This window comes from Rubinisphaera margarita (assembly GCF_022267515.1).
GTDB lineage: Bacteria > Planctomycetota > Planctomycetia > Planctomycetales > Planctomycetaceae > Rubinisphaera > Rubinisphaera margarita.
Genome location: NZ_JAKFGB010000014.1, coordinates 313,582 through 331,126, shown reverse-complemented (window position 1 = coordinate 331,126; position 17,545 = coordinate 313,582). Strand labels below are relative to the sequence as shown.

General features: G+C 58.2%; 17 protein-coding genes. 4 read left to right on the top strand and 13 right to left on the bottom strand.

The window, feature by feature from the left end:
* The first annotated feature begins 110 nt into the window (after positions 1 to 110).
* Positions 111 to 482, top strand: coding sequence for a 50S ribosomal protein L21 (rplU, locus tag L1A08_RS14215; RefSeq protein ID WP_238757104.1), 372 nt, complete (start codon positions 111 to 113; stop codon positions 480 to 482).
* Positions 483 to 505: 23 nt separating this feature from the next.
* Here rplU and miaA read toward each other — a convergent pair whose 3' ends face one another.
* From miaA to L1A08_RS14195, 4 genes are all read right to left on the bottom strand, one after another.
* Positions 506 to 1,450, bottom strand: coding sequence for a tRNA (adenosine(37)-N6)-dimethylallyltransferase MiaA (miaA, locus tag L1A08_RS14210; protein WP_238757103.1), 945 nt, complete (start codon positions 1,448 to 1,450; stop codon positions 506 to 508).
* A gap of 339 nt (positions 1,451 to 1,789) precedes the next feature.
* On the bottom strand, positions 1,790 to 2,251 hold the full coding sequence (locus tag L1A08_RS14205) for a thioredoxin family protein (RefSeq protein WP_238757102.1): 462 nt from the start codon (positions 2,249 to 2,251) through the stop codon (positions 1,790 to 1,792).
* A gap of 202 nt (positions 2,252 to 2,453) precedes the next feature.
* Positions 2,454 to 4,124 carry a murein biosynthesis integral membrane protein MurJ gene (gene murJ / locus L1A08_RS14200; RefSeq protein ID WP_238757101.1) on the bottom strand — a complete coding sequence of 557 codons (1,671 nt, stop codon included), beginning with the start codon at positions 4,122 to 4,124 and terminating at the stop codon, positions 2,454 to 2,456.
* A 145-nt stretch (positions 4,125 to 4,269) separates the two neighbouring features.
* A complete protein-coding gene (locus L1A08_RS14195; RefSeq protein WP_238757100.1) occupies positions 4,270 to 4,704 on the bottom strand; it encodes a hypothetical protein in 435 nt (144 codons plus the stop codon).
* A gap of 493 nt (positions 4,705 to 5,197) precedes the next feature.
* Here L1A08_RS14195 and L1A08_RS14190 point away from each other — a divergent pair, with 493 nt between their 5' ends.
* Positions 5,198 to 5,443 carry a hypothetical protein gene (locus tag L1A08_RS14190; RefSeq protein ID WP_238757099.1) on the top strand — a complete coding sequence of 82 codons (246 nt, stop codon included), beginning with the start codon at positions 5,198 to 5,200 and terminating at the stop codon, positions 5,441 to 5,443.
* A 393-nt stretch (positions 5,444 to 5,836) separates the two neighbouring features.
* Here L1A08_RS14190 and L1A08_RS14185 read toward each other — a convergent pair whose 3' ends face one another.
* The 7 genes from L1A08_RS14185 to aroF all read right to left on the bottom strand — a co-directional run bounded on the left by L1A08_RS14185 (position 5,837) and on the right by aroF (position 11,116).
* Positions 5,837 to 6,394 (bottom strand): flavoprotein, encoded by a 558-nt coding sequence (locus L1A08_RS14185; RefSeq protein ID WP_238757098.1) that lies wholly within the window; start codon positions 6,392 to 6,394, stop codon positions 5,837 to 5,839.
* Positions 6,391 to 6,666: a DNA-directed RNA polymerase subunit omega gene (locus tag L1A08_RS14180; protein ID WP_238757097.1), complete on the bottom strand. Its 276-nt coding sequence runs from the start codon at positions 6,664 to 6,666 to the stop codon at positions 6,391 to 6,393. The genes L1A08_RS14185 and L1A08_RS14180 overlap by 4 nt, the downstream gene beginning before the upstream one ends.
* Position 6,667: 1 nt before the next feature.
* Positions 6,668 to 7,267: a guanylate kinase gene (gmk, locus tag L1A08_RS14175; protein WP_238757096.1), complete on the bottom strand. Its 600-nt coding sequence runs from the start codon at positions 7,265 to 7,267 to the stop codon at positions 6,668 to 6,670.
* Positions 7,268 to 7,426: 159 nt separating this feature from the next.
* Positions 7,427 to 8,302 carry a YicC/YloC family endoribonuclease gene (locus L1A08_RS14170; RefSeq protein WP_238757095.1) on the bottom strand — a complete coding sequence of 292 codons (876 nt, stop codon included), beginning with the start codon at positions 8,300 to 8,302 and terminating at the stop codon, positions 7,427 to 7,429.
* A gap of 97 nt (positions 8,303 to 8,399) precedes the next feature.
* Positions 8,400 to 8,915, bottom strand: coding sequence for a preprotein translocase subunit SecG (gene secG, locus L1A08_RS14165; protein ID WP_238757094.1), 516 nt, complete (start codon positions 8,913 to 8,915; stop codon positions 8,400 to 8,402).
* A 134-nt stretch (positions 8,916 to 9,049) separates the two neighbouring features.
* Entirely contained in the window at positions 9,050 to 9,823 is a 774-nt protein-coding gene (gene tpiA / locus L1A08_RS14160) for a triose-phosphate isomerase (RefSeq protein WP_238757093.1), read from the bottom strand.
* A gap of 255 nt (positions 9,824 to 10,078) precedes the next feature.
* The gene (gene aroF, locus L1A08_RS14155; protein ID WP_238757092.1) at positions 10,079 to 11,116 is read right to left on the bottom strand and encodes a 3-deoxy-7-phosphoheptulonate synthase; all 1,038 of its coding nucleotides are present in this window, start codon (positions 11,114 to 11,116) and stop codon (positions 10,079 to 10,081) included.
* Positions 11,117 to 11,623: 507 nt separating this feature from the next.
* Between aroF and L1A08_RS14150 the strand changes: the two genes are divergently transcribed.
* Entirely contained in the window at positions 11,624 to 12,649 is a 1,026-nt protein-coding gene (locus L1A08_RS14150) for a dihydrodipicolinate synthase family protein (protein ID WP_238757091.1), read from the top strand.
* Positions 12,650 to 12,750: 101 nt separating this feature from the next.
* Positions 12,751 to 13,371, top strand: a complete 621-nt coding sequence (locus tag L1A08_RS14145) for a DNA-3-methyladenine glycosylase I (RefSeq protein WP_315860587.1) — start codon at positions 12,751 to 12,753, stop codon at positions 13,369 to 13,371.
* Between the two features lie 9 nt (positions 13,372 to 13,380).
* On the opposite strand, the gene L1A08_RS14140 is transcribed toward L1A08_RS14145, so the two are convergent.
* On the bottom strand, positions 13,381 to 15,477 hold the full coding sequence (locus L1A08_RS14140) for a LamG-like jellyroll fold domain-containing protein (protein WP_238757090.1): 2,097 nt from the start codon (positions 15,475 to 15,477) through the stop codon (positions 13,381 to 13,383).
* A 214-nt stretch (positions 15,478 to 15,691) separates the two neighbouring features.
* On the bottom strand, positions 15,692 to 17,467 hold the full coding sequence (locus tag L1A08_RS14135; protein ID WP_238757089.1) for a DUF885 domain-containing protein: 1,776 nt from the start codon (positions 17,465 to 17,467) through the stop codon (positions 15,692 to 15,694).
* Between the last annotated feature and the right edge of the window lie 78 nt (positions 17,468 to 17,545).

The window sequence follows — 17,545 nt, the reverse complement described above, 5'->3', positions numbered from 1 at the left end:
CTTCCCCTTCCACGGTGGAATGGTGACAGGTCCCGCGGAGCACGCTGAAGATCTACTTGTCGCTACGCCCTGAAACGGGCTTTGGATCTGGGAACAAGGTACTGAACGTTATGTTTGCAATTATTGAAGATAGTGGACGCCAGTTCAAAGTGGCTCCCGGTGCAGAAATCACCGTTGACCTCCGCGAAGGTCTGGAAGAAGGCGGCTCGTTGAAGTTCGAGCGAGTTCTGCTCGCCAACGGGGGTGGAGACAGCGTGATCGGCAAACCGGCCATCGAAGGGGCCAGCATTGCCGCAACCGTCGTCAGCCCGCTGCACAAGGGACCGAAGCTGGAAGTCCAGAAGTTCCGTCGCCGCAAGAACTCCCGTCGTCACACGGGTCATCGCCAGAAGTACGCCATCGTGAAAATCGGCGACTTCGATGTGCCGGGTCTCCAAATTGTGGAGAAAAAAGAAGAACCGCAGGAACAGGCCGCCGAATAGTCTGCCTGGGCGTCGGCCAGATTTCAGGACCGATCGCCACGCTGCAACAACTCATCGACCAGATCTGAAGGTGACCGTTTTGCGGTCACCTTTATTTCTTGGCACTCTTCGAGATTGCGGAACCAGGTGTGCTGCCGCTTGGCGAACTGCCGGGTCCGAGTCTTGATCTGCTCAATGGCTTCCTCGAGCGCTGCTTTTCCCTCGAGATGATCGACCATCTCCTTGTAGCCGAGCCCCTGCATGGCGGTGCGGGATGCGGGCGGCGTTCGACGCAACAGATTTTGAACCTCCTCCACAAGTCCCTGCTCAATCATCTGATCGACACGGCGGTCAATCCGCTCATACAGCCATTCACGCTCGGGATGCAGCCAGAAGACGTTAGAAGACCGGTCTTCGGGCAAACGGGCGGCCTGCTGCTGGAGGGAGGACAACGGCTCTCCGGTAAGGTGATGCACTTCCAGCCCGCGGATGATTCGGCGCTGATCATTCGGATGCAGCCTCGCCGCGAGAACTGGATCCACTTCGCGGAGCAAGCGGTACAGAATTCCCGGCTCTTCCGTCTCCCGGGCTTCGAGCTGGCGACGGTAATCCCAGTCGGCGTCGGGCCCTTCGAAAACGCCTCGCAGCAGCGACCTCAAATATAGTCCCGTCCCGCCGACGAACAACGGCACCTTGCCCCGACTGGCGACGTTGGCCGCGGTTTCCCAGGCAACCCTCACGTACTCGGCCGTACTGAACTCCTCGTGGGGATCGATGAGGTCGATCAGATGATGCGGCACTCGCTGCTGCTCATCGACACCCGGCTTGGCCGTACCGATGTCCATCTCGCGATAAATCGCCATGGAATCGAGCGAGAGGACCTCCGCATCGAGCCGCTCTGCCAGCAGCAGCGACGACTCGGTCTTTCCGACTGCAGTCGGCCCGGCGAGGAACCAGCATCGTTTCAGCAGTGTTGAGTCTGGTTCCATAACCCGCAGGCGTGGTTTTTACCGGTCGAAATGAAGTGAGGAAATTGATCGACAATCCCGAGGCACCGATGGCTCTGAGATTCAACTCTGAGTCGCGAAGTGACAGGCGGCTGCGTAAACACGTGCTTCAATCCTGACGCAGAAAATGTTCAGTCACCACTTCGCGGGTGAACGACTTCGAGGCAGAGCTTCCTGCGCAGGAACTCTGAAGACAGGCCTTCTGTTACTTCGCAACACAGAAAGTAAACTCTGTGCCGTCCTCATGGGGCCACTGTAACAGAAAAAGGAAGCAGAAGAATCCTTCTGCTTCCTTCGTGTTGTTTCGTCGATGTCGCCTGCTTATTTGACGGTCTTATCCTGAGCCGCCTGACGGAGCACGCTCTGGGTCTGCAGAGCCTTGTCGAGCTGTTCTTTCAGCTGGGGCTCGGTCTTATAGCCTACGACTTTGCCAAGCAGATCGGCATTGGGGCTCAGCACCACGGTGCAGGGAAGCGATTTGACTTCGAGGATCTTTCCGATGGCTTTTTCTTCATCGAGATCGAGATGAACGGGAACGAAGTTCTGCTGAATGTAAGCCTGCATTTCCGGCTTGTTGAGCGTTTCGTCTTCCAGCTTCTTACAGAACTTGCACCACGAGGCGCCGAAGACGATCAGCATCGGCTTGTTCTCACTCTTGGCGACAACATGGGCCTTCTGCAGTTCCTTGTGCCAGACTTTCTCATCGAGAGTAAAGTCGCCGGCGAAGGCGGTTGAGCAGGTAAGCAGGACGGCGATGGCCAGTGTGGCGAATCGGTTGAACATGGGAATCCTCGTTGCGGTTCGACCTGGACATCTCGTGCGGAGACGAGGCAGTCGGTGGGGTAATAGGCGAATTGCGAAACCGAACGGAACGATTCGGGGATCGCTCGAACTGCTTGTCGGTCACAACATTGGCGCCCGCGTGACGCGGTCCAGTATCGATATCGGAAATCAGAGGAGAGAACTTGTATTGAATTTGCGGATTTTACTTCTCGTGACGATTTGAGTCGAGATCGCTTGCCGTCTCCTGAGCCTCCCGCTTCCCCCTGAATCCAAGGATCCGAGCCAGCTCATCGACTTGTAAAATCTGCAAACTCGCGGCATACACGAACACGGCGAGCACCATTGAAACGGCCAGTGCCAGCAACTCCATCATCTTCGATTCGGATTCTGGCCAGAGGGCGTCGCCTCCCAGAACGGCAGCCGACATCAGGAACGTTGCCAGCAACACCTTGCCCGTCCATGGGAGACCAGGATGCCCGACCGGAGTCTCGAGTGTGGTGCGCAGGGCCCGCTGGAGCAGAACAACCTGCAGGGCTGCGGCAATCGCCGTGGCCCATGCGAGTCCCGCTCCACCAAGCAGAAGCATCAGTGGAAAGTTGAGCACCAGATTCAGCCCCACAGCCGTCAGGCCGATCCGAACCGGTGTTCGGGCGTCGTTCATCGCGTAGAAGACTCGCTGGAGCACTGTAATCCCGAGATAGGCCCAGACACCGCTTCCATACGCGACGATCGTCTGTGCGGTCTGCAGAGTGTCGAAGGCATCAAACTGTCCGCGTTCCAGAAGAGCAGAGGCGATCGGATGAGCCAGGATCATCATTCCGGCCGAAGCTGGCAGCCCGATCACGGCTGTGAATCGCAGTCCCTCGTGCACATCGTGAGCAACCAGATCCCTTCGATGGCTCTTCACATGCATCGCGAGTCGGGCGAAGAGGACTGTTCCCATCGCGACGCCGAAGATGCCGAGAGGGAATTGATACATCCGCTGCCCAAAGTAGAGGGCCGAAGCCGAGCCCGGTGCAATCCATTCTCCCTGCTCGGGCTGTGCGAACCACCAGGCCAGAGCACCATCGCAGATGGCGTTGATCTGCGTGATGGAGAGACCGAAAACGATGGGCATCATGCTCACGAAGATCCGCCAAGCGGCCCGGAGTCGTTGCCAGGACCGCCACCGCAGTCGAAATCCTTTCATCCAGAGAGCCGCTGCCGGCAGTCCTACCTGCAGCACGCCGCCGATGAGAATTGCCAGCACAATGATTTCCATCTGCCGGTCGGTTCCTGAAAAACGCGGGGCGAGACAGAACACGGCGACAATCCAGACGGCATTCAACACAATCGGCACCGCAGCCGGGGTCGCGAAAATCCCCTCCGCATTGAGCATGGCGCACATCTGAGCGGTCAGGCAGATCAGAACCACGTATGGCAGCATCTGAGCGGTCAGGATCAGCATTGTGCGGCTCGACGCTCCCAGAACGTCAGTTACCAGCAGGACGTACAGAATCAGCGAAGCGAAGAGCGTAAGGAGACTCAGAAGACCGACCAGCAATCCGAGCACAGCCGTTGCCAGTTCCTCGGCTTCAGTACGATCCTCTTCCAGTGCCGCGACGTACTTCGGCAGAAAGGCCGTCGTGAGGGCCCCCTCTCCAAAGAGCCGCCGGCTGAGGTTAGGAAGGCGAAAGGCAAGCGTGAAGGCATCCAGCAGAGGGCCGTTGCCAAACAGGGCCGCCATGCCGATGTCCCGCAGCAGTCCCAAGATGCGACTGACTAGCGTGAGCAGCCCCACGTGGCGAACGTGCCGCATCCAATGCGGAGAGGACTTCGGCAGGGCTGCGGGAGACCCGTTCGATTCCATGGAACTCTGTTCGGTGGATGACATCCGCTGGCCCTGGTCACACGGCAGAGAAGTTCTGCGCATAGCTGAAAGCGGGTGAGCCGAGAGAACGGCTACCGGCGGAACGTGCCCGTTCCTCAGTGATTCGTGTAGCCGAAAAGCGGATCGCGTGCGAGAGCAATTTGCACGTTCAGTAGCAGTTGACTTCGTACATGGGATCCAGGCGAGCCGAGTTGATATTCAACTCTTCCAGGATGCGTACAATCCGATCCGTCGGCAGTCCCCAGATGACCCCCCAGGTGATGAGATCGAGATTCTCCCAGCCTTCCAGCAGGCGGTCGAGAATGAGATCCAGCAGCAGATCGTGCCGCTCCAGGAGTTGGAGAATAAATAGAGAGGGACAGTCGGGGAATTCGGCCCACCGTTTCCGCCCCGTGACATGCTCGAGTCGCTGATAGCGACAGTAGGGCAGCCAGTATTTGCGGAACCAGTCGGAGAACGCCTCTTCTCCCATGTCCCGGCCCAGCTTCTCGCTCACAATCCATTTGTAGCGATCGGCTTCCCGGATTCCTTCCTCGAACAGGCTGTGGGCAGCCTGCACTTCGTTGTCAGAAGTCACTGGCATCTCGAGCACTCGATTTTCTTCGGACTGACATCAATGCAGAGCGCATCCATGGCACTGGACCGGTCCAGCAGAATCACAACAGCTTATATTAATTACGCATTTTCCAGCAAGATGTAAAGTGTTCGGCCTCAGTGAATTCCGCAGCTATCTCGAACTTCATCGTGGAATCTCCGAGTGCTTCACGGACGTTCGGTACCGTTCTCTGACGGGAATTGTAGGCGAACGGTCGCGTCCTGGCCAGAATCAGGACCACGAAGACCGACTGACCCGCGACGCTGTGTGAATCCCGGTAAAGGGAATCAGTCTCTCGACGGGTTTTTCCGGGGCGATGTCAAAATGGACCAGTTTTACCAAAGAAATCGATTTTTCCGGTCGATCATTAAGGTGTTCTTACAACATCTCTCAACGACAAGACACAAGCCCTGTGTACTGCTTCCCTCCAGGAAGTGGACTCTCTGTTTCGCACATTTGGCTTCACACAAGCGAGTCGACGATGAATTGGAATGCACGAGTCAACCGAAGTTTCTGTGCGGGTATGCTGGGCGTGATCGCCTCGGCCGCACTGACCGGCTGCCAGACAAATATGGGCGGTCAGACGCTGCCGTCCGCGTTCTATCTTCGCGACGATGTGCAGTACTTCCCGGCTGGACCTGAAGAACTTCTCCCCAATCAGGAACGTGCTCTGGCCGAATATCGTGCTGAACAGGAAGCTCTGCGGACGCGAGTCGACGCCCGCTAGGTTTCGCCCCTGCTGAATACGGGCGAAATTCTCGCCATTCTCTGTTGCCCCCGGATCTACTCCGGTGGAGCTGACCCATTCATTCATCCGGGCTCGCGGTCCGTCTCGACTTCAGCAAGCAGCTGAAGTCGTTGCCACCGACGCGATGTCACGTGCGCTTCTTGTATCTCCCCACGCCAGTCTTACTGGTGGATGCTCTGGAAATTTATTGTGGCGCGAGCACTGACAGCCGGCCGCGGCTGCAGTGTGAGGGGGGAGTAGTCTCACGCTCGGCATGATCCGTCCCTTGTGACCGATCGGCCGAGCGTCGAGACTGTTTTTATGCGCGGACGTGCAATACCGTCCGGTTCAGGCATTGCCGCCGCACAAGCGGTCATTGCACGCTCGTCGGCTTCAAGCCGTCGGTGCCAGTCGCTTGACGATCTCGGCTTCGATCTCCGAAGGTTCCGCCATCCGCCCTTTGCCGGTCACGCGGCAGCTGAGCCATCCTTCTCCCGGAGCAATCATTTCGGCTCCATCGTCGATCACCTGCCGGAGATTTCGCTGAACAGCGGGCTTCTCCCACATTTCGACGTTCATGGACGGAGCGAGCAGCAGGGGGCATGTCGCCGCCAACACGGTCGTGCTGAGCAAATCATCCGCGAAGCCATGAGCCATCTTCGCCAGAAAATCGGCGGAGGTCGGAGCGATGACCAGCAAATCCGCCCGCCGGGGCAGGCCAATGTGCTCGCCGAGGAAATGCTCCTGCGGCGAGAACAGATCGGTGTAGACGGGGCGATTGGTGAGCGCCTCAAACGTGGCCCGTCCGATGAACTTCTGAGCGGCGGCGGTCATAATGACCGTAACCGCGTAGTTCCGCTTCACAAGCCGACTGGCCAGGTCGGCGGTCTTGTAAGCGGCAATTCCGCCGGTGATACCGAGTAGAATCTCAGGTCGCGCGGCGTGGCTCATCCCAGATCATCACCGCCCGGGCCGCCTTCGAAGTAACCATCGATCGACGGGGTCACATCGCCCTTGATGGCGACGTTGCCGGTACGATCGAGGTAAATCTTGTCTTCGAGGATTTCCTGGATCACGATCCGCATCAGGTTCTTGGTCGGGATCTCAACGAGCGGTCGAGCGCCACGATTCAAAGCGACCATCCGCTTCTGAATCATGGTCGACAGCTTGAAGCGTCCACCCACTTTGTTGACGATCTCTTCTTCTTTCAGTTCTTCGAGCATGCTAGCAGCACTCCCCAGCTTCCTGGCTAATAATATCAATAATCTCGCCCACCGCTCGGTCCAACTGGTCGTTGATGACTGTGTGCCGGTAGCGATCGGCAAATTTCAATTCACTGCGAGCCGTTTCCAGGCGTCGCTGGATGACCTGTTCGTCTTCCGTTCCCCGGTCCCGCAGGCGTTGTTCGAATTCTTTTTCCGAAGGAGTCGTCACGAAAATCGTGAGGGCATCGCTGTATTCGTTCATGACGTTGAGTGCGCCTTCAACGTCGATCTCGAGCAACGCCCAGCCGCCCGCTCCCCGGGCACGATCGACTTCCGACTTCAGAGTTCCGTACCAGTATCCCGTCCTGTGAACTTCGGCGTACTCAAGAAATTCGCCGCTGTTCCGTCGTCGCTCAAACTCATCCGGGGCGAGAAAGTAATAGTCCTGACCGTCGACTTCGTTCTCGCGTCTCGGACGGGTCGTCGCCGAAATTGACTTGATCAGGGGGACCGGTGATTCCCGTTCCAGCCGTGAGACAATCGTCGTTTTTCCGCTCCCGCTGGGACCGGAGATCACGACAATCAGAAATCCGATCCTGGTCGCACCCGGCTCGTTCACTCGGCCATTCCTCACAAAAAACTCTGAAAACTCCGCAAACCGCAAATTCTACAGTGGTTCCGACCAAAAAGCGATCAAACAGGGCTGTCGACGCGGTTTCTCGCCAGCCGGGCAGTTCGGCGGGATCGGTGCGGGGCAAAATCAGCCCTCAATGGCGGCCTACTCAATGTTCTGCACGATCTCGCGGATTTTCTCAATCGTGGCCTTCATGTCGACCACCCGGTGCGAAATCTCAATGTCGTTGGCCTTGGAGCCGATGGTGTTCGTTTCGCGGAACATCTCCTGGCAGAGAAAATCGAGCTTCCGTCCAGCGGGATTCTTCTCCTTGAGAAACTCCCGGAACTGCCCGATGTGGCTGCCAAGGCGGGTAATCTCCTCGGTGATGTCGCACCGGTCGGAAAAGATGCAGATCTCCCGGAGGATGTCGTTGGTTTCGATCTGAACCCCCTGAGAGGACAGCCACTCATTGACCCGGTCTTTCAGGCGGTTGCGGTACGATTCGACAACCAGCGGCGAGCGTCCCTGGACCGCCTTCACATCGACTTCGATCTCATTGCAGTAGCCCGAGAGAGCATCGGACATCGCCTGCCCTTCAGTCCTGCGGAACTCCTGCAGCTGCTCCAGAGCCGTTGAGAGTGCCACAGAAAAGACTGCCCATTCGGCATCGCCCTCATCGTCCAGTGAAGCGGATTGATCGGCAATGACACCGGGCATGGCGAGAAATTCCGCCAGTCGATCCGGCGGCTGCAGATGAAAGACCTTGGCCGCGTGCCGGGACTGCTCGATGTATTGACTCAGCGTCGCTTCGTCGATGACATACGGGCTGACCTGCTTCACCCAGGTCAACTGACCGTGAATCGAGATGGTTCCCCGCCCGAGGTACTCGCGGACGACGCGGTCGATCTTCGATTCGCAGCCGTTGAGTGCGTCCGGAAGACGCAGATTGAGCTTAAGGAACTTGTTGTTGACGGCTCGAACTTCGACGGTGGCCTGAATCTGGTCGTCCTGATGCCGCGCCCGTCCAATACCGGTCATGCTCAGGATCACGTCGCTGTCCCTCGTCTCGGTTCCAGAAACACGGAAAACGGGCGGCTGCGGTCGCCGCCCGGGAAGATCAGAAGCTTCCGTTCAATCAGTTTGCGTCAGAAGTTCCCGCCGGCGTCGATGTTCCGGCTGGGACCGCTGGAGCTGCTGAAGAGGAAGTCGCGGCAGGTGGCGTCAGTGCCGGCGTGGTCGATGTTCCAGCAGGAGGTGTCAGACTCGGGACACTCGATGTGCCAGCCGGAGTCGTGGTCCCCTCAGGAATCATGAGCGGCTCATCGCCGCCGAGAGCCGGTCGATCCGATGCGGCCGGATCTTCGTCACCGGAAATCAGATCGGGATTGGCGTCGGCTCCGCCTCGATAGCTCTGGGGACGCGTCGAGGTGAGCACGATAATGCTCACACCTGCGAAAATGACCCAGATAATAGCCAGAATGACCGTAATCTTCGTGAAAACATCGCCGGCCTTCGTTCCGAAAGCACTCTGGCCACCGGCGCCGCCCAGTGCCCCGGCCAGCCCGCCGCCACGACCCCGCTGAAGCAGGATGATGACAATCAGCAGGAAGCTGAGGAACGACAGCAGGAATAACATCAGATATCCGAGCACGCGGACAAACTCCTTGAAACCATGTTCGTGGTTGCCTGTGAATGCCGCACAATAGTTATCTGAACTGGCTCTGTCGAGTCAGAAGCGGCATTTCAACGGTGAACGGGACCAGTGGACGTGGGGAGAGACAGTGACTACTTGCCCGACTGAGCCAGTCCGGCATCGATGATCGGACCAAAGTTGTCGACCGTCAGGCTCGCTCCGCCGACCAGTGCCCCGTCGACATTCGGCTGACCGAGCAGTTCCGCGGCGTTGTTCGGCTTCACGCTGCCGCCGTACAGAATCCGCATGGCGTCGGCTGCCGACTGATCGTAGTTCGAGGTCAGCCAGCCGCGAATGTGCGCGTGAGCTTCGTCCGCCATTTCGGGAGTCGCGGTTTTGCCGGTGCCGATTGCCCAGACCGGTTCGTAAGCGATCACGATCTTGCTCAGATCGCCAGCGGCTACATCGGCCAGTCCGCCCTTCATCTGTTCGTCGAGAACAGCGTTCGTTTTGCCAGCTTCACGATCTTCCAGCAGTTCACCAACACAGAGAACGACGCCCAGCCCCTTGGCCAGAGCTGCTTTGGTCTTCTTGTTGATCACTTCGTCAGTCTCGCCGAGCACATGACGACGTTCGCTATGCCCCAGAATGACCCAGTCGCAGCCGATGTCGAGCAGCATGTCGACAGCCACTTCGCCGGTAAAAGCGCCCGGTTCTTCGAAGTAGCAGTTCTGAGCTCCGACAGAAATCCCCGAGTTACCGACAGCGGCTTTCACAGCCTGAAGATAAGGGAACGGCGGGCAAACCAGCACATCTGCATTCAGATCTTTGCCGGAAACATGTTTGGCGAGCCCTTCAGCCAGGGCCTTTCCTGACTCCAGGTTCGTGTTCATTTTCCAGTTGCCGGCAATCATCTGACGTCGCATGAGAAATCCTCGTATCTGGTCCTACGTGATAGTTGTTGTGACAGTTCGTATCTTCTGGTTGGTCTGCTGGATCCGTAGCGGCGGCATCGTGCCGCCGAGTGCGTCCTGCGAAACAGAACGCGTTGTGAGCTCGAGACTTCGCATTCGAGATGTCCGTACGTCGCTGAACCAACGGAGCGGTGATGTTCAGCGAAATCGAGTCGGCGGCAGGAAGCCGCCGCTACGCTATGACGGCACGCGGGCTCCGGTCGAACCCTAAACGGCAGCGACAGGGTCGCCGATGGTTTTGCCCATCAACTGTGCCATTTCCCGCATTTTGTTCATCACGTCTTCGTACTGCTGGGGCAGCAGAGCCTGCGGTCCGTCGCTCTTGGCGATTTCCGGATTGCAGTGCACTTCGATGTGAACGCCATCGGCTCCGGCAGCGATTGAGGCCAGCGACATTGGCGGAATCAGGTCCGGACGGCCCGTTGCGTGCGAAGGATCGACAATGATCGGCAGATGGGTCAGCCCCTTCACGTTCGGCACGGCGGCCAGATCGAGCAGGTTCCGCGTCGACGAATCGAAACTGCGGATGCCGCGTTCGCAGAGAATCACCTTTTTATTGCCGTGAGCGAGCACATATTCGGCCGACATCAGCAGGTCGACCACCGTCGCGCTCATGCCTCGCTTCAGGAGAACCGGCTTATTGGTCGAGCCGACTTCCTTCAGCAGGTTGAAGTTCTGCATGTTGCGGGCACCGATCTGGAAAATGTCGGTGTACTTGTCGACCAGTTCGACCTGCCGCGGATCCATGACTTCCGTCACCACCGGCATCTGCAGTTCGTGTCCGACTTCCTGCAGGATGCGGAGGCCTTCTTCCCCCATGCCCTGAAAGCTGTACGGGCTGGTTCGCGGTTTAAAGGCACCGCCACGCAACACGTTGGCACCAGCAGACTTAACCGCATGAGCGATCTCGCTGAGGATTTCCTTGCCTTCGATCGCACAGGGTCCCGCGATCATCATCAGATGGCCGCCGCCGACTTTGACACCGTAGCCAAGGTCGATGACCGAATCGTCTTCCTGGAACTCACGGCTGGCCAGGTTGTAAGGTTTGAGCACTGGCATGACATCCTCGACGCCCGGAATGGCTCGCAGCGGAGCTTCGCGGAGCTGATCTTCTTCGCCGATCACGCCGATAAGCGTCCGCTTTTCGCCCTTGCTGAGATCGTGGGAAAAGCCCATCTCCTCGAGTTTTTCGAGGATGTGCTGGATCTGTTCGTCAGTCGAATTCGGCTTCAATACGATAATCATGGGACGTCAGCTGCTGCGAAGGGTGAAACTGTATTCTCTCGGCGGTAGCCGACAGATGTTGCCAGAAAGCTTCGGACAGAGTCCTCCGGCGAACATGGCAGGAAACCTACAAATTGCGCGTACCGGGAGCGACCGGATATCCCGCATCATACGCGGACTTTAACCCAGAGGCCAGCAGGCGAACAATCGATTTGGCCGGCATTGGGGTTGAAAGAGCGAAATTCGCCGTTCTCAGCTCGCACGACCCGTCTCAGCGGGCCTCCCGATGCAGAAAATCTCACAGAACGCGCAGCTCTCGCCGGCTTCCTGCTCAACATCGGCCGATTCGCAAGCTATTCTTGCTGCATAAACACGACGCCCACGTCCTGTTTCCGGCACCTCAGAGGTCTGAACATCACCTCTCTTGTGTGCCAGTGGAACGGTACCTGAAGCTCTGACAGGGTCAGGGCCACTCCAGATACCAACTGAATTACGACTCTCCTCGCGTTGACCAAGGTAGATGCCCCGATGACGAAGCGACTTCAAGGAATCTTCACGCCCAACCTCGTGCCGATGACCAGCCAGGGCGAAATCAACGAAGCCGAACTGCGTCGCTACATCGACTGGCTGATCGAAAAGGGCGTCCACGGCCTCTACCCGAACGGCTCGACTGGCGAGTTCACCCGCTTCACGCCGGAAGAACGTCGTCGGATTGCCAAGATTATTGCCGAGCAAACCGCCGGCCGGGTGCCGATTCTGGCGGGAGCCGCCGAAGCCAACGTCCGCGAGACCATTAAAGCCTGCGAGTACTACCACGAACTCGGCGTGCGGGCCGTCGCCATTGTCGCTCCGTTCTACTACAAGCTCAGCCCGGCTTCGGTGTACGCCTACTTCAAGGAAATCGGCGACAACACTCCGGTCGACGTCACCCTCTACAACATTCCGATGTTCGCCAGCCCGATCGACGTCCCGACCGTGCAGCGGCTGAGCGAGGAATGCGAAAAGATCGTGGCCATCAAAGATTCCTCCGGGGATCTGCCGCATATGATTCGCATGATTCAGGCCGTCCGGCCGAACCGTCCCGACTTCAGCTTCCTCACCGGCTGGGATGCCGCTCTGATGCCGATGCTGCTGAGCGGCTGCGACGGCGGAACGAACGCGACCTCCGGCGTGGTTCCGGAACTGATGCGACGACTCTATGAACTGACGACCTCCCATCGCATCGAAGAAGCCCGTCAGCTGCAGTACGACCTGGTCAAACTGTTCGACGTGATGATCTACTCCGCCGAATTCCCGGAAGGCTTCCGCGCAGCCGTCGAACTTCGTGGCTTCAGCATGGGCACCGGCCGCCAGCCGCTTTCGGACAACCAGCGAACCGACCTGCAGACCCTGAGCCGCGAACTTCAGTGCATGCTCTCCACGCATGGCTACACCGATGAACCTGTCGGGGGATGCTCCCTGAACGATTCCGGTAACGATGTCGACAGCAGTGAAGTGACCCGCATCGTGAGTACCGTCGTCGCCGAGCTGAAACGTCGCGGCATGGTCGACTGACGCACGGGGGCTTCTCGTTGACCGGCTGATCATTGATCATTGTGACGGCGGCTGATAACACTTGCTGAGGATCGAAGTGTAACCCTCAGCGAGAGCCGCCGATGAGCAATGTTCCGAGTGTGATTCGTGGTGAAGACGGTGTGGTCCGCTGCTGGTGGTGCGGAGCCGATCCGCTCTACATGCAGTATCACGATCGGGAATGGGGATGCCCCGTTGACGATGATCGCACGCTCTTCGAGAAGATTTGCCTCGAAGGCTTTCAGTCCGGGCTCAGCTGGCTCACCATCCTCCGCAAACGCGAAGGGTTTCGCAAAGCGTTCAAGAACTTCGAGTTCGACAAGGTCGCGAAGTTTGGCCCTGATGATATCGAGCGGCTCGTGCAGAACGCCGCAATTGTCCGGCATCGCAAGAAGATCGAATCGACGATCAACAATGCTCAGCGTGCTCGCGAGCTGGTCGATGAATATGGTTCCCTGGCGGCATTCTTCTGGCAGTACGAGCCGGAAGTGCGAAAGCCGCCGCGAACACTCAGTGATGTGGCGGGGAAAACACCCGAGTCGACGGCTCTCAGCAAAGACCTCAAGCGACGCGGCTGGTCGTTCGTTGGTCCCACGACCTGCTACGCATTCATGCAGGCCATGGGTATGGTCAACGACCATCTCAAAGACTGCAGCCGCCGGACCGAAGTCGAGCGGCTGCGTGCTGAGTTTCAGCGTCCGTAGGCGTACGGCTTATTTGTCCGAAACCGGTTCGGAAAGGCGAGCTCCGCCGAGCATCGGCATGTGCAGACCGCGGGGTCCACTGTCGTAGGCAATCACGCCCAGCTCGTAATCGAAATTGTAGAGCAGCAGCGTATCGTCTTCCGAAGTGAGACGTCGTTTCGGCTCGAAGGTGCCGTTGTACTTCGCGGTGGTTGAAATCCGGACTTCATCGACCCAGCCGTGGAAGAATGAACCGGGGCTGCCGTCGCGACCGGGATCGGCTCCGACGTACAACGGAAGATCATTCCGCTTTCGTGACCAGGTTGGCTCCACTTCGGTGCGGCCGACGAGTTTGCCATCGACGAACATCGACCAGCGTTCGCCGTCGAACACCGTAGCGATGTGATGCCATTCGCTGGTTGGAATCTTCGTGGGGCCATTGACCGTGCGATAAGAACCGCCGAGATGAATGCTCGCGTGAGGCTGTCCATTATTCAGGAAGATCGAGGTCTCACTCCCTTCGGTCTTGGCGAGAAAACCGACGCGATCGCCGTAGCTCTCGGCTTTGAACCAGGCTTCCATTGTGAACGGCCCCTGCGGCAACTTGAGTGCCTCGGAAGCGACCATGACCGCATCATTCTCGCCATCCAGATAGAGGGCCCGGTTGGGCAATTCCTTCGGCGAAGCCAGTTGCGGCACTACGACCTTCATATCCACTGCGGTAGAGGTCTGAGGCAGGGAATAGCGAGTCGTCTCGGCCAGGTAATCCTGCGAGTGGAGAATCTCGATCGGGCGGAAGAACTGATCGATTCCTGAGCCGCGATACTGAATCTTGAACTCAACGGTGTGGGACTCTCCCGGCAGCAGCTTGTTGTGCAGGTGATCGGGAGCCGCTTCCCAGCGAAGATCTTCACTGCCGGGCGTGAGCGTGTAGTCCACCGGACGACTCGACGGATTGCTCACCTTGACCTTGATCGTGGAAGCCTCGATCCCTTCCGGAGCAACGGTCAACACGCCCTCGATTTCCGGACGCTGAGCCGCCAGTGCGAGTGTTTCGGCCTGGAGTTCGCCGGTAATCTCCCGCACGTCCATCGCTTCGCCCACGGGGAACGATGCCATCGCCACCTGTTTCGGGCGGACGGTGATGACATGATACTGATGCAGGAACCCTGCCTGCGGCACTTTGCTGGTCTGGTTGCCTCCGACGGTAGCGAGCGAGAGATACTCGATGCCGTCAGCAGGATCGGAACGCATGTAATGAATGTGGCCAGCGAACACAGCCGTCACATTGCCCTGCTCTTTCAGCAGCGGGTGCACACGGACTTTCCAATCGTCGCCATAGCCCCGACCAAGCCAGCGGGGATGATGCAGGAACAGGAACTGGTGGTCGCAATCCTTGCCCCGTTCCAGAGCTTCCTGCAGAAACTCGAACTGCTCCTCGCTCACGGTCTGGTTCTCGGGTCGATTGAAACTCTTCTCACCGGTTTCGGGATTCCCTTCGTCCGAGTACAGCACGACGAAGTTGCAGTTCTTGTGCTTGAATGAATACCACAGCGGACCGAAGTGCATCTCGTAGTGCTCTTCGTGCTGTTTGGCCGGGATGTTGGGGTCGGTGAGCGGACGCCAGTAGACGTCGTGGTTGCCGGCGACGGGAAACCAGGGACAGAGCAGGTTGCTCATGATCTCCTTGTATTCCTTCATCTCGACGATCCACTCATCGGTCTGGTTGTAGCCGTTGATGAGGTCGCCAACTGTCATCACCAGATCCGGCTCCAGCAGATTGGCGTCGCGGACCGCATCAGCCAGAACATTCACGCCTTCCGGCGGTCCCCCGGTGCGATCGCCGAAGACCACAAAACTAAAGGCATCCTCTTCGCCCGGCAGGGGCAGCGTGATTTGACTCGATCGCGTTGAATAAAAGCGATCCTGATGCGGCGGCACAGTCGGGTGCTTCGCATTCCGCGGATGCAGATGCCGTCCGTGAATCAGATTCGGCGTGAGAGGATTTGCTTCGGGAGCAGTCGCCTCAGTGGTGTCAGCGGGCTTCGGTTCTTCCGCAGTCGCGGTCAATGTCGAGCAGGCAATGCCTGCAAGAAGTACACACCGGAGGGCAGGGGAGAATTGCATGGCAGGTCCTTAAAACAGCGAAACAGAGCAACCTGTTTATCGCCCGACCGCCAGAGAAAGTCAACTTCCCCGCCGAGAGGCACGCCGGCTTCATCAGCTTTTCATCGACCGTACACCCCCAGACAGGTGACACCCGAGCATCGCGTCTCGCTTCGGTGCCCGGCGAAATTAGAACGGCCTGCGGGAGTTGACCGGCCTGGTGGTCGGATCCGTCTCACCGTTTCTGTTCGGCGATCCAGTCATCGATCAGTTGTTCGAGGACGTCGAGAGTGACCGCTCCGTGGGAGAGGAGGGCATCGTGGAAGTCGCGGATATCGAATTCATCACCGAGTTCGGTTTCGGCTTTTCTGCGAAGTTCCTGGATCTTGAGTTCGCCAATCTTGTAGGCGAGTGCCTGCCCCGGCCAGGAGATGTATCGGTCGACTTCGTTCTCGATGTCGAGGCGAGACTTGGCCGTGTGTTTCACGAACAGATCGATGGCATCCTGACGTGACCAGCCGAGCGAATGCATGCCGGTGTCGACCACGAGCCGAATGGCCCTCCACATTTCGTATGTCAGTCGGCCGAAGCGGGAATACGGGTCCTTATAAAGTCCCAGGTCGTACCCGAGACTCTCGCTGTACAATCCCCAGCCTTCGACAAATGCCGTGTAGCCGCCGTAGCGACGGAAGGCCGGCAGGTTATCCAGCTCCATGGCCAGCGCGATCTGCAGGTGATGCCCCGGCACGGCTTCATGCAACGACAGCGCTTCAATCGTGTAGATCGGCCGCTGGTCGGGTTTGTATAGATTGAAGTAGTAGTTGCCGGCTCGCGAACCGTCCGCGGCGGGTTCCATATAGTAGGCGGCGGTGGTGTCGGGCGCAATCGATTCCGGAATGGGCCTCACGCCGTAAGGCATGCGCGGCAGTTTGCGGAAGAGTTTGATCAGCTCAGGATCGATCTTCTTACAGACGGCCTGCACAGCCTCGAACAGTTCGTTGGGATCCTCGTAGTAGAACTGATCGTCGGTTCGCAGGAACTCCAGAAACTCGCCGAACGAGCCTTCGAATTCGACCTCGCGAATGATGGTCTCCATCTCCTTGCGGATGCGATCGACTTCGGCCAGTCCGATGTCGTGAATCTCCTGCGGCGTCAGGTCGGTCGTGGTGTAGAGTCGGGCTCGATGGGCGTAGAACTCCTGTCCGTTGGGAATCTGGCGGACGCCGACTTCATCGAAGCAGGCCGGGAAGTAGGTTTCCGTGAAAAACGTATCGAACTTCCGGAACGCGGGAACAATCACTTCGCTGATAGCCGCTTCGGCTCGCTGTTCGAGACGATTTCGGGTTGCTTCGTCAAAGTCGTTTGGAAAACTGCGGAAGGCTTGCCAGAAGAGACTGGCGCGGGGATCGTCGACGATCTGCCTGCGGATCTGATTCGGAATCCGCTGCATGACAACCTTAGCATGCACGATACCCCGATCGACTCCCTGCTGCATCAAGCCGATGTTCTGATCCATGTAGGTGCCGAACGACTCCAGGCGAGTGAGCCAGTCTTCGTAGTCTTTCACGGTTTTGAACGAGAGCTGATCGGCGATCTCATTGGCAGTCTGAACCCCGCCCCGCTGATTGAAGGGCACGAAATGCCAGCCGTATCGAAATCCCTCGATCTGCATCCTGAGCTGACGTTCAAAGAGCTGATAACTGACCGCGTCTTCGCCCTGCAGCTGGCTCGCATCGATGGTGCGAAGCTGCTTCAGGAAGTTCTGCAGCTGTTTCTGTTCTTCCTGAAATGTCGCGGGACGCAGGTCGGGCCACCGATCATTGAAGCGTTTATCGCCCAGGTAGGTCGCCTCAAGCGGATTCGACTCGAGCTTCCACTCCCAGTGTTCATCGAGAAGCTCATGAAATTCCGCCGCGTCATCGGCGAAGGCCGGAGCAGCCGAGACATGCATGGCGATGAGGAGGAGAAACAGGCCGACGAACTGGAGCGGGAGCAGCGAGTGTCGATGCATCGATAAGATCCTTCAGGGTGACATGCGAACGACGCCATCGTATCGACTGACGAGCCGGAATTGCCAGCGCAGGCATTC